This window comes from Ruegeria sp. HKCCD7181, from assembly GCF_057221055.1.
In genome coordinates this window covers 1-12,793 of record NZ_JBWVBC010000024.1, presented here as the reverse complement: position 1 = coordinate 12,793, position 12,793 = coordinate 1, and the positions used below count along the sequence as shown (strand labels likewise).

Genomic DNA, 12,793 nt, shown 5'->3' with positions numbered 1-12,793 from the left:
TCACCCTTGCGGAAGTACGTCGGCCAGCGCAGGAGCGCCCATTCCGGACATCCACAACTGGAATTTTCACCTTCGTAGATGCGCAAATAAACGGTCATCTTACTTCATTTCTAGAACTACCGGTTGATCAATATTATGGCGCGCTAGCGGAAGCCCTGATCGAAGTTACCCATAAGCGGCGAATTGGTATGCAAAACGCGACGGATTTTGCTAAAGTTCAGCATGGCTATTGAGCGCATGCAGCGCCGCCTTGCGGCGATCCTGACAGCCGACATTGTCGGTTACAGCCGATTGATGGAGGCTGATGAGGTTGAAGCTCTGGCAACATTAAAGGACTACCGAAACTCAGTAATAGATCCTTTGTTAGGGGCGTATGACGGTCGGATCGTAAAGCACATGGGCGACGGGACGCTGGCCGAGTTCGCTAGCGTTGTGGATGCGGTTCAGTGTGCCGTCGAGATGCAGCGGCTGATGTCTGACAAGAATTTCGCGACCCCTTCTGGCCGGAGTTTAGAACTCCGAATTGGCATCAATCTCGGCGACGTTATCCCCGACGGGGACGACATCTACGGCGAGGGTATCAACGTGGCGGCCAGGCTGGAGGGTCTTGCCGAGCCGGGCGGGATCTGCATTTCGGGAACCGTGCATGACGCCATTGGACGAGATCTCGCGACCCGCTTCGAGTTTACCGGCGAACAGGCGGTCAAGAACATCGAGAAACCGGTGCGGACTTACCGCCATATCGAATGCGCGGAACCTTCCGCCGCCGCCCGCTCCAAACCAGCCCGACAAGTGCCGACAACTCAGCAGGCCATTCCGTCTCTGGCATTGAAACCGTTTGAAAATCTGTCCTACGACCCCGAACAGGAACGATTTGTCGATGCATTGTCGAACGGAATCCTCGTCGCCCTGACCCGCTTGCCCGGTCTCATCCTCGTCCAAGACGAGTCGCCGCAATTGGCACAGTCAAAAGCCATGACAGAGCAAGAGATTGCCGGTCAGTTCAGCGTGAAATACCTTCTCAAGGGTGATCTGCGGACACTTGGCGACAGAGCCCGCGTCAGTATCCAGCTTATGGATTTGTCGACAGGTCAGTATCTCTGGGCAGAGAAATTTGACTGGAGTTTCTTAGGCTCGGAAGATCTCTTTTCCCTTCAGGATGAAATTATCGAACAGGTGGTAACTTCACTGGACGTGAAGCTGCTCAGCAGCGAGGCCGCAAGGTTGGTGCGCGGATCTCTGACCAACCCGGTTGCCCGAGATACCTATGCGCACGGCGAATATGAGTTCTGGAGCGCGCAGTCGAACCTCGAGCTTCACAACGCGCAGGACCTTTTCGAGCAGACGATCCGGCTGGAACCCTCTGCTTCTGTCGGATACGCTACGGTCGCGCTGGCCTACTGGGTCGAGGCGCTCTCAGCAAGTGGTGAACGCCTCGCGACGGTGCAGGCTTTAGCCGAGCGGCGCTCCCGAGAGGCTATCGAACTCAATGACGTGACCGGTTACCCTCGCCTGGTTCTCGCGCATCTGCATTTGATCCGCAGGGAATTCGACGAAGCTTATTGCGAGGCGGAAAAAGCCATTTCCGCTCGGCCGAGTTGCCCCGCTGCCTACGCTCTCAAGGCGAGCGTCCTGAACTATCTTGGCGAGTTCAATGAGGCGCTCGAACACGCGGAATTTGCGATGCGTCTGACACCGGTACATCCTCCAATGTACCCGGCAACACTTGCCAGTGCGCTATTTAGTTCCGGTCGATACCACGAGGCGATAGCTGCTGCGATGGCAGCGCTCAGCGGGGACCAGAGTAGCGTCCACGTTTACGTTATTCTGGTCGCTTCGTATCAGGCGGTCGGTAAGAGTGAAGAAGCGCGGCGCATGGCCGCCAAGCTCCGGCAACTTAAGCCGGAGTTCAATCTATCGAGTTTTGCGGCATCGCAACCCTATAAGGATCGGAGTCACCTCGAAAACCTGCTTGAGCGCTTGCGGCAGGCAGGGTTTGGCTAGGCGCTCGCCACGCGAACCATTGACCGTTGGGGGCGTATTTTGGCAACGCGACGCGTTCTGCAATGGGCTTAGCCAAATACCAGTCGCATCAGCGTCACGCCCGGTTCCTCAACTTCGTGATTGTCCATTCGGCGCGTGTGTTGATCAGGTTTCATGAGATCGCACTCCCCCTGGCATCTCGGACGGCGTAAATCTCCAACTCCTTTTGGCAATTCTGCCGTATTTGCCTATCTAAAAGAAACTGGCGAAAACTGCCCCAAGCCAGAGTTTGCTCGACAGTGCTTCCCTGACACAAACGCCCGCTCTGATTACACTCTTTACAATTTTAAGCGAAGCACAGACTTTCTCCATGGCGGCAAGATCATCGCCCAGCAGATTACAAAGCGGATTTTCCACCTAACCGGCCAAAAAATCCTGTCGCTGGCTGCAATCCGGACTGACCATTCCAAAAAAGCTCTACCAGTGACTTGAATTTCTGGACTGACCATTCCACATCTAGCCCATGAGCACAGAAACTTTTCCAGTTGGCGACATCAAATCATCCGCAGGCCCAGGTCGGCCTCGTGCTTTTGACGAAGCCGAAGCTTTGGAAAAAGCCTTGTGCGTTTTCTGGCACAAAGGCTACGAGACCGCGTCTGTGGATGATCTGACCAAGGCCATGGGGTTGAGCCGGTCCAGCTTCTATGGAGCATTCGGCAACAAACAGGCTTTGTTTCACAAAGCCCTCAGCCACTATTCAAGACGTGCCTTGAAAGCTCTGCGTGACGTCGCAGACGCGGGTGGAGTTGACCCCGTTGGAGCGATAATTGAAGCTTTGGCGAACCCGCAAGGCGGTCGTGACGGCTGCATGTTGATCAATTGCCTTACGGAGCTTGCCCCGCATGATGATGAGGTGGCGGCTCTCGGGCGACACCATTTGGAGAGTATTGACGAAATCATTGCGGGAGCACTTGAGCCCTCTGATCCAGGTAAGGCGCTCGACAAAGCGCGCGCTTATGCCTCCCTTGCAATCGGCACGTTGGCATTGCGCAAGGCGGGCGTTCCCGCTGAGCAGATATCGCAAACCCTGAAACAAGCCCGGTTGGTGATTTCGCCATAAGGCCTCCCGCCACCATAAGGGAATGAAACCTAACACAAAATCCAACAAGAGACAGTGAACTTAATATTGGACTAATTAGTCCAATAATATCTGAACGAAGTTTACCAAAGAAGGAAGCAGCAATGGCTGATGAAAAACTGTTCTCCGGCACCAAGGCTGGCGCAATCGAACTGAAAAACCGCGTTGTCATGGCGCCACTGACCCGCAACCGGGCAAGGGCAGAAGATGACAGCGTTCATGAATTGCAGGCAAGGTACTATGCTCAGCGGGCGGGTGCTGGTCTGATCATCACAGAAGCTTCGCAAATTTCGCCTCAAGGGAAAGGCTATGCCTGGACTCCTGGCATATATTCCGAAGCCCAGATCGACGGCTGGAAAAAAGTGACTGAGGCTGTCCATGCCGAGGACAGCAAGATCGTAATCCAACTTTGGCATGTGGGCCGGATTTCGCATAACAGCTTGCAGCAGGACGGCGGCGCCCCTGTTGCTCCATCCGCAATTAGCGCCAAGGCCATGACCTTTGATGGCGAGCAGTTTGTCGAAACATCGGAACCGCGGGCTCTGGGTATCGAAGAAATCGCAAGCATTGTCGCCGACTACCGGCGGGCCGCGGAAAACGCCAAGAAAGCCGGGTTCGACGGTGTCGAGGTCCATGCAGCCAATGGATATCTGATAGATCAGTTCCTGCGGGACGAGTCCAACAAGCGTGAAGACGAATACGGCGGTCCTGTCGAGAACAGAGCGCGATTCCTGAAGGAGGTCATGGACGTGGTTGTCGACGTGTGGGGCGCCGACCGCGTTGGTGTCCGCCTCAGCCCGTTCTCGGACGCCAACAACATCTCCGACAGCGACCCGCAGGCGACGTTCTCCCATGCGATCAAATTGCTGAATGGTTATGGGCTGGCCTATCTCCATCTTGTAGAGGGACAGACAGGCGGACCGCGCGATATTCCGGAAGGTGGCGATCTGAAGGCGCTCTATGACCTGTTTGACGGTGCGAAAATGGGCAACAACGCTTACAACCGTGAATTGGCGATTGAAGCGGTCGAAGTTGGAGCCGTCGATCTGGTGGCCTTCGGTCGGCCATTTATTTCCAACCCGGATCTTGTTGACCGGCTGGAGAAAGACGCCTCGCTGAACGAGCTGGATCCAGCTACCCTCTACGGCGGCAATGAAAAAGGGTACACCGACTACCCCGCACTGGATGAGGAAGCGGTTGCCGCGGAGTAAACGTACAAAGTCTCCGGCAACCTGACATCCCAGACGCCAAGGCGGAGGGAAAGAGCCGGTGCAGGAATTTCCCGCACCGGCTTTTGCTACGTAAAGCCTATTGATCAAAGAAGGCTTGTAGATCCTGTGCCTCACCGGCGCGATATCCGCAACCGTCACCCGTGCCTGTCGCGAGGCATTGCTCAGTACGTTAGGAGCCATCTACATGTACAGCAGATATTGAAAAGGTTTAGGCGCAGTTGAGACGAGGTGGCTCACGCCCAACCGAACGCTAATGGTTCTGATCTGCAAGCTCCTTTCACTCTGGCGTTCCAATGGCTCGATATCTGATAAGATAGAATTCGATGGATACTAAACTGGCGCCGCAACCTATGCCGTTTCAGTTTTCGTGCACTTTTTACGCTATCGTTCATAAACGCTATCTTGAGACAGTCTGAAAGGGGACTCCCATGACGCTGAAAGTTGTAGGTGCGGGGATTGGACGAACCGGGACGTATTCGCTCAAGATTGCTTTAAACCGATTGGGGGTGGGCCCTTGCTACCACATGGAGGAAGTGCTGCATAACATGTCGTCGCATTTGCCTCTGTGGCAGGCGGCGGTTCGGGGAAACCCCGACTGGCCGAAAATCTACCAAGGCTATCAAAGCGCTGTTGACTGGCCGACAGCGCGCTTCTTTCGGGAATTAAATGCTGAATATCCTGAAGCAAAATTCATTCTCGGCTACCGCAGCCCGCAAAGTTGGGCTGAAAGCTTCTCTCAGACAATTTACCAGCTTTTGTCCGACGTTGGGAAAGCACCCGCTGAGCAGCACGATTGGCTTACAATGGCCACCGAACTGATTTCGCAAAACGGAATACCGCCGGGCTTGGATGTCGCGGGTCTTGAGAACGCCTTTACCGCACATGTCGACGCGGTAACGGCTGAAATACCTGCCACGCGCTTGTTGGTTTTCGAAGCCAAAAACGGATGGGAGTCGCTCTGCACGTTTCTGGGAGCTCCGATACCAGACGAACCGTTCCTGCGAACCAATAACCGGAGCGAATTCTGGGAGCTTGTAAAGGGAGCGCCTTGACCGTCAAGAGCAAGGTATAAACGATTTTTCAGCCGAGGATCATGAAGTTGCCGAAGGATATCCTCACGTGACAGAAAAGCGAAAACTAGCTGCTATCCTGGTTGCCGATATAGTGGGTTTCAGCCGCCTGACGGGCGTGGACGAGGAAGGTACGCTGGCACAACTGCGGACGTTGCGCAGCGACGTTATTGATCCGTCCATAGATATGCACAACGGGCGGGTGGTAAAACGAACCGGTGATGGTGCTCTGATGGAATTCCGCAGCGTGGTAGAGGCTGTACGCTGCGCCATCAATATTCAGAGCGCCATGGTCGAGCGCAACGCCGGTTTGCGGGAAGATCGCTGGATTGAGTTCCGCATGGGCATTCACCTCGGTGATGTTGTCGAGGAAGGCGATGGTGACTTGATGGGAGATGGTGTCAACATTGCGGCGCGGCTGGAAGGTATCGCCGATCCGGGCGGCATCTACCTATCTGAAGACGCCTATCGTCAAGTCAGGGCGCGGCTTGATGTATCGGCAACAGATCTGGGCAGTCGGGCGCTAAAGAACATCGCCGAACCTCTGAATGTCTACGCATTGGACGTGGGGATATCCGCTAAGCCGATGGCCCGAAAACTGGATGTCCCGGTAGATTTTGCCGTTCCGGAAAAACCCTCAATTGCTGTTTTGCCCTTTACGAATATGTCGGGAGATCCCGAACAGGAATACTTCGTCGATGGCATGGCGGAAGACATTATCACGGCGCTTTCGCGGTTCGAGCAACTGTTTGTCATCGCCCGAAATTCCAGCTTTGTTTACAAAGGGCACGCAGTAAACATAAAGCAAGCCGGTCGTGAACTTGGTGTTCGCTACGTGCTGGAAGGCAGTGTACGCAAGGCTGGTGGGCGCGTCCGTATCACGGGACAACTCATCGACGCTAATACGGGCGCCCATTTATGGGCAGATAAATTCGATGGTCTTCTGGAAGGTGTATTCGAACTTCAGGATCAGATTACTGCGAGTGTGGTAGGCGCGATTGAACCTACTATTCGAAAGGCAGAGATTGAGCGCGCACGACGGAAACCTGTTGAACACATGGGCGCTTATGATCTTTATCTTCAGGCACTTCCTCATGTTTACGCTGTGCGTCCGGGTGAAAATATAAAGGCTCTGGGGCTTCTCAAAAAAGCAATCGAACTGGACCCGGACTATGCACCGGCGCTGGCCCATATGGCTTGGTGTCTGGTTCAGCGAGCGACGCGGTCGTGGGACGCCTACGGCCACAACGATGCAGGCCTCGCCGTTTCCCTGGCTCGCCGTGCTCTGACTCATGGTTGCGACGATGCACATGTCGTTGTGTTGGGTGGCTTCGTCCTTTCCATGTTGCGTGAAGACCATTTGGCTGGACTGGATGCAGTCAGACGTGCGGTAGACCTCAACCCCGGATCAGGTTTTGTTAATGCCATGGCTGGTTGTGCATTGATTTTCGGAGATGACGCTGTGGCCGGTCTCAGGCTACTGGACCAAGCCATGGAATTGTGCCCGAAAGATCCCAATTATTTCAGCTTCTTGACTGTAGCAGCCTATGGCCACCTTTTTTGTGATAGCTCCGACAAGGCAATTGAGTTGGCACGACGCTCACTTGCTCTGAATTCCCGATGGGACTCCACTTACTGGGTGCTGATTACAGCCTATACCTTGCTCAATCGCCCGGACGAAGCAAAGGCGGCTGCCACCCAGTTGTTGAATGTGTGCCCGGAAGTAACTGTTTCGCACTACAGCCGCGTCCTACCAATCCGGAACCGCACGTCACGCGAAACGGTCATTGAAAGCTTGAAAACGGCGGGGATTCCCGATTGATGAAGTATAATTGGAGGACCAAAGTTTCGATCCGAATAGCGCCTCCAATTAATCAATTTTTTCGAACATTGCCCTCCAGATAACAATAGTCGAATTCGGTATTCCTACAGGTAGGGACCTAGCGGTTCTCTGCGCGCATCGCCTTGCCTGCATTGGCATCTTTCTGTGTTGTAAGATTTTCCAAAATGTCTGACGTCGGCCAAAATCGACACGATTGAATGACCGGAAGCGGGAGATACGCTGCGTTGCCGAAAATACACCGCTGCCCGAGCGAACATTGTTTGTGCTTTCTGCACAGCATCCGCCACGCGGACATAAGTCCGGAAAGTTGCGGCTTTGTGGCTAAAAATTGCAATGCGGCCAATATTAATCCATCATAAATTTGGCGCGTTCGGTGCGCCCAAAATCTCTGCATCTACACGGTCAATTTCCGACTCGTACCATGCAATCGCTGCGACCGGATCGTTCTTGTAGGCTTTTGCAAAAGTGTCTGGCGCCTCGGTATTTTCGTCATACTGAGTGGACCACACCATCATGCTAATCAAGGCAGGCAGAATGTCGCGAGCCTTTCGTGTTGGGAAATAGCAAACTCTGCTTGCTTTGCGCGGGTCCACCTCGCGACGCAGCATCGCAGCGGCAACAAGCCGAGTTAGACGGTCAGCAAGAATGTTCGTCGAAATACCTTCAGGTGAGTTCAGAAATTCGCTGTAGGTCCGTTTCCCATGCAGCAAAACATCCCTGAGTATTAGGAAGCACCACTTGTCTCCGAAAATGCCCGCTGCATAGCGGGTCGGGCAACCTTGCCAAACGGGGGGCTGTGATTTGCTCATGCCGATTTCATATCACGAAGGGTAATACTTGCAAAAAGAAAGTGTTCTTGTTATTAGAAATTTTACTTGCAAAATAAAAGAGGATTTCCCTTATGCCTTCTCCATTCGTTTGGTTCGACAACATCGGCGACAACCGCGCCGCGACAACTGACTTTCTGCAAACCGCTTTTGGCTGGGCGCCCAATGACATCGGCCCAATGACGTTCTTGACGGCAGACGGGCAGGAGAAACCGTTTGCTGCAACCGCTGACATTATGGAGGGCGTTTCAGGCTGGGTTCCCTATCTTGAAGTTGATGACTTGTCTGTCGCTGTCGACAATGCGCGAAAGCATGGCGCGAAAATCATCGCTGAAAATTTGAAAGGTCCTGCCGGTGATGCCAGCTTTATCCGCGATCCGGGTGGCGCACCATTGGCCCTGTGGAAGCGCGCACCAGGCGTTTAGGGGCTGAGCGATGACCAAAATTGTCCTGTCTGCTGTGGGATATGTCGCGGTCGTTTTTCCACTCGCGTTTGGCTGGCATCTGGGACTCTTCAAAGAGAAATACCGAACTTTTGGCTATTTCGAGGGGGCGCCAAATGTCCTTCTAGGCTTGGCAACGATAGTCATCCAAGGTCTGGCTTTGGCAGTGATCTATCCGCTGTTTCATACCGGCAGTGCTGGTATCGTGCGAGCCTTTCAGTTTACTGGCCTCATGGGGCTGTTTTTCTGGACCTCACATGTTTTGGCTCTGGTCGCGAAACAGAATGTGCCAAACGCAGGTAGCTTCATCGTTATGGAAACCGGGTATCTCATCATGCACTTCAGCCTTTTCGCTCTGGTGCTTGGCCTGATCTATCGAGGCATCGAATAAGAATGCCGTGTTTATGTATCTCATATGGGGTGGCACCGCTTGAGGCCGCCTGGGGCAGTTGAGCTGCCCCAAGTTTTTCCTCGGCATTCAGCAATCGAGCAGTTGATGCGCCACGCGGCAAATAACCGGAAACTAACAATTTGACCCAACAAACAATTCTTCTTCGGTGGGGCATTCAAGTTTGTGCAGCAACGGAAGATCCAAGCGCAACCGTAGTTAGCACACAAAAGCAGCGCAGACGCCAAGCTCTGAAAGTATGGGTTGAAATTCGCAAACGATAATGCACTTAATACTAGTATCGAAACGCTCCTGAGTTGATTGGCAGGCCAGAAATCGACTTGAGAGTGGATGCGCACCGCTAGCTGCGCAAACTTTTGGGCAAACCTCAACCAAGAGCGGAACTGCAACGCCAAATAGATCGCGAAAAGGTAGTCTGATTATGAGCCAGACAGTTTTGCGGAGAAGGCCAATAAAACGCGTAAGCTTAAAGTCTTTCCATGGAACCGGTCATAGCCGGTCTCAATTCGGGTAGTTGGTGAGGAAGCAGTCGTTCCCTGCACATGCCACAGCAACCATTCCGTTAGTGAAGGCGCTCATTCACGAACAAGAGGTCAAGGTTTCTCGTACCGCAGCCCACCCGAGTGTCGGCTATGCGCAGAAAGTGGACTTTGCAAAGTTTGTCGACGTGCATCTTCCTGACACCAATCTCGCTACCAAGTGCTGCTGCGGCTTCCTCCAATAGCTCATTGAATCAGGCTGTAGGAACAACTTTGGTACGAGCGGGCAAGCTAAGATTTTGAACGAGTTCTCAGGGGCATGACGGCAACGGCGACTTCGATGCCGTCTGTGATTTCCAAAGCACCAATGGCCGCCTTGCTATCTAGTACTGTGATTTCGTGATATCCTGATACCGCCTTGGGGGGGCCACTATGGGCGATTTCTTTTGGATTGGAACAGCAATCGGCGCCGCGACTGGGCTGCTTAATATGTTGTTCATTTTGCGTTCTCGCCTCAGTCAGACCGGGTTAAATCAAGCCAAGACAATTTGGCAAGGCCCGTGGGTATGGGCGTTTTGGACTGTGTTCGGTGCTTATGTTCTGGCGCTCTGGCTTCTGGACGTCGTTCTCTTTGGCTTATCGCGAATTTTGCGACGGGGAAGTGAGGCATGATAGTAGGGGAAGTCAAAACCGCCGCTATCATTGGTGCGGGGGTTGCTGGGCTTGCCACTGCAAAATGCCTGACGAGGGTTGGCATCCACTGCAAGATTTTTGATCGCAACCCGTACCTAGGCGGCGTCTGGGCGGGTGGCTACCACGATTTTGGCGTTCAGGTGCAAAAGGATCTGTACGAGTTCCCGGGTTTTTCGCTTTCCGAAGAAGCGTCTCATTTCACTCCGGGGCCGGTCTTTCGAGAGTATCTGGAGGATTATTGTGATCATTTCGGTATACGAGAGTGCCTACGGTTAGGCACCCGCGTCACCATGATTGAGCGTAAAGGTGACCGGTGGTCACTAGAGGTTGATGGTTCCGAAAGTTCTAAAAGTATTGAGGCCGATCTAGTTGTCGTTGCAGGTCGTGTGCTCCTACCGGGTGCTGAGGCCATGCGAAGCGATATCGATGCGCTCAAGTCCTGGAAACAATCCTGGATGCCAGAAGGGCCAGCACGTTCCGCCACACTTCTGCTTCACATGTGCCACTATCACGATGAACTTCTACTCGACATGAGTGCGGACCCGCTTCGCAAACGCGGTATCCTAGCGCCAATTTCTGAACTGATTGTGCCTTATCGTGCGGTCGACTTTCGAGACGTGGTCTGAGCGAATTGTACGCGAAGCCCCTAATATCCTTTTGACACTCCTTTACAATGGATACGCGGGAGGATTTTTGTTTGGAACGACACCTGGCGGCCATACTCGCGGCTGACATTGTTGGCTATAGCGCGCTTGTCAGTGCTGACGAGGAAGCCACTTTGCACGCGTACAAGGGTCACTTTAGAGCTCTGGAGCCGCATGTCGGTTTGAATGGCGGGCGCCTGTTCAAGAAGACCGGTGACGGATTTCTTGCAGAGTTTCCCTCGGTTGTAGATGCGTTGGCTTGTGCCGAAACGATGCAGAGTCAGATGGTTGAGCGGAACGCCGCACGCGGACAAGGACCGGAAATGCAATTCCGTATGGGAATTCATGCGGGTGATGTTTTTGATGACGACGGTGACGTTCTTGGTGACGGCGTCAACATTGCAGCCCGGCTGGAAGGTCTGGCTCCACCCGGAGGTATCATCGTTTCTGGGCGGGTTTACGAAGACGTTATAGGCAAAGTGGATGTTTCGTTCACCGAATTGGGGCCGCAATACCTGAAGAATATTGCGCGCCCTGTGACTGCCTACTTAGTACAGGCGGCATTCGCTACTTCGCCCCCGATAATTCAATCTCGCCCTGACAAACCTTCTGTGGCCGTATTGGCATTTGACAATCTATCGTCCGACGCAGAACAGGAATACTTCGCAGAGGGTATCACCGAAGACATTATCACCAGCTTATCCAGAGTGCCCTGGATATTTGTGGTCGCACGAAACTCTTCTTTTTCTTACAAAGGGCTTTCGGTCGATGTGCGCCGCATCGGTCGCGAACTTGGTGTCCGCTATGTACTGGAGGGATCTGTTCGTGGAACGGGAAACCGCCTGCGTGTTACTGGTCAGCTTGTTGATGCGGAAACCGGATCGCATGTCTGGGCGGATCGATACGATGGGAAGCTCGACGATATTTTTGACCTCCAGGACCAAATCACGGAAGCCGTCGTTGCTTCAATTGCGCCAGGCATTAGACAGGCTGAAATAGACCGTTCCGCGCACAAGCGCCCGGATACGCTGGGAGCATACGATCACTTCCTGCGAGCACAGGCATTAATCTACAGGTTCAGTTTCGCTGAAGCGGACCACCACCTGTCAAAAGCCCTCTCGCTTTCAAGTGAGTATCCGTTGGCCAGCGCACTTCGAGGCTGGATCCGAACTTTGCTTTGGAACCCGGACACGCGCCCAAGCAAGGACCGATTTGATTACGCAGTTCAGTTGGCACATGAGACTCTGGAGGCATCGCACCTTGACCTGGAAGCGCAAGCATATGCCGGTTACGTACTCGCATTTCTGTCGGAAGACACGGACTACGGTTTGTCACTGGTGGACCAGGTCGTCGAGACAAGTCCAAACTGCGTTTCGGCCTGGGGCTCCAGTTGTTTGTTGCACGGCCTGATGGGTGAAGCACAGGTGGCGCATGCACATGCCAGGGAGGCCCTCCGGCTCAATCCGAATGACCCGCTGAATTACCGAGTCTACATGGGAATCAGCCTATCGCAAATTGCAGAAGAGAACTGGCGCGACCTCAAGGAAACCGCACAAAAGATGCGTGCATTTCATAATACAGTGACTGTATTTCGCCTAAACGAACTTGTCGCGGAGATGGCTCTCGGTAATGCGGTTCGAGCTAAAGAACTCGCACGCATTCACATGTCGCGGGAACCCGATTTTAGCGTTTCAATGTTCCGGGATATGCGCGCTCGTATCTCTATCGCAAAGCCGAAGATCTATGACGCCTACTACACGATGCTGGCAGCCGCAGGCATTCCTAATTAGCGCCACCAATTGTAGACTAGCCGCCAGTGATCGAAAGTGAGCATCCCGTGGAGGCGCAATTTGCTATTGTTGGTGGGATGTCCGCACCCGTAGCAACCAGATGGTTCGACAATGACCGGTAAGGGCTCACAGCGGTCATCTGACATATTAAGTAGGACATTGATCCGGTTCTAACAGGCCCAAAGGATTCTGTCGCAGGTTTTTAGATCGCAGAGCATCAGTGGAATTGGTGAGCAGTTTAT

At 53.5% G+C, this 12,793-nt stretch carries 11 protein-coding genes; 10 read left to right on the top strand and 1 reads right to left on the bottom strand.

What is annotated here, in order from left to right; genetic code table 11:
• The 6 genes from AC2TCY_RS22660 to AC2TCY_RS22635 form a co-directional block, all read left to right on the top strand.
• Positions 1-233: hypothetical protein (locus tag AC2TCY_RS22660; RefSeq protein WP_480850983.1), on the top strand; the 233-nt coding region annotated here is incomplete at its 5' end.
• Positions 223-2,004: an adenylate/guanylate cyclase domain-containing protein gene (locus AC2TCY_RS22655; protein WP_480850981.1), complete on the top strand. Its 1,782-nt coding sequence runs from the start codon at positions 223-225 to the stop codon at positions 2,002-2,004. The genes AC2TCY_RS22660 and AC2TCY_RS22655, both read left to right, overlap by 11 nt.
• 502 nt (positions 2,005-2,506) lie before the next feature.
• Positions 2,507-3,103 (top strand): TetR/AcrR family transcriptional regulator, encoded by a 597-nt coding sequence (locus AC2TCY_RS22650; protein WP_480850979.1) that lies wholly within the window; start codon positions 2,507-2,509, stop codon positions 3,101-3,103.
• Between the two features lie 122 nt (positions 3,104-3,225).
• Positions 3,226-4,332, top strand: a complete 1,107-nt coding sequence (locus tag AC2TCY_RS22645) for an alkene reductase (RefSeq protein WP_480850977.1) — start codon at positions 3,226-3,228, stop codon at positions 4,330-4,332.
• 449 nt (positions 4,333-4,781) lie between these two features.
• Positions 4,782-5,405 carry a sulfotransferase family protein gene (locus tag AC2TCY_RS22640; protein ID WP_480850975.1) on the top strand — a complete coding sequence of 208 codons (624 nt, stop codon included), beginning with the start codon at positions 4,782-4,784 and terminating at the stop codon, positions 5,403-5,405.
• Between the two features lie 67 nt (positions 5,406-5,472).
• The gene (locus tag AC2TCY_RS22635; RefSeq protein ID WP_480850973.1) at positions 5,473-7,245 is read left to right on the top strand and encodes an adenylate/guanylate cyclase domain-containing protein; all 1,773 of its coding nucleotides are present in this window, start codon (positions 5,473-5,475) and stop codon (positions 7,243-7,245) included.
• A gap of 374 nt (positions 7,246-7,619) precedes the next feature.
• Here the strand turns inward: AC2TCY_RS22635 and AC2TCY_RS22630 are convergent, their stop codons facing one another.
• Positions 7,620-8,075, bottom strand: a complete 456-nt coding sequence (locus AC2TCY_RS22630; protein WP_480850971.1) for a winged helix-turn-helix transcriptional regulator — start codon at positions 8,073-8,075, stop codon at positions 7,620-7,622.
• A 92-nt stretch (positions 8,076-8,167) separates the two neighbouring features.
• Here AC2TCY_RS22630 and AC2TCY_RS22625 point away from each other — a divergent pair, with 92 nt between their 5' ends.
• From AC2TCY_RS22625 to AC2TCY_RS22610, 4 genes are all read left to right on the top strand, one after another.
• Positions 8,168-8,518, top strand: a complete 351-nt coding sequence (locus AC2TCY_RS22625; protein ID WP_480850969.1) for a VOC family protein — start codon at positions 8,168-8,170, stop codon at positions 8,516-8,518.
• A 10-nt stretch (positions 8,519-8,528) separates the two neighbouring features.
• On the top strand, positions 8,529-8,927 hold the full coding sequence (locus tag AC2TCY_RS22620; RefSeq protein WP_480850967.1) for a hypothetical protein: 399 nt from the start codon (positions 8,529-8,531) through the stop codon (positions 8,925-8,927).
• A 1,165-nt stretch (positions 8,928-10,092) separates the two neighbouring features.
• On the top strand, positions 10,093-10,743 hold the full coding sequence (locus AC2TCY_RS22615; protein ID WP_480850966.1) for an NAD(P)-binding protein: 651 nt from the start codon (positions 10,093-10,095) through the stop codon (positions 10,741-10,743).
• Positions 10,744-10,814: 71 nt separating this feature from the next.
• Positions 10,815-12,551, top strand: a complete 1,737-nt coding sequence (locus AC2TCY_RS22610; protein ID WP_480850964.1) for an adenylate/guanylate cyclase domain-containing protein — start codon at positions 10,815-10,817, stop codon at positions 12,549-12,551.
• Positions 12,552-12,793: the final 242 nt, after the last annotated feature.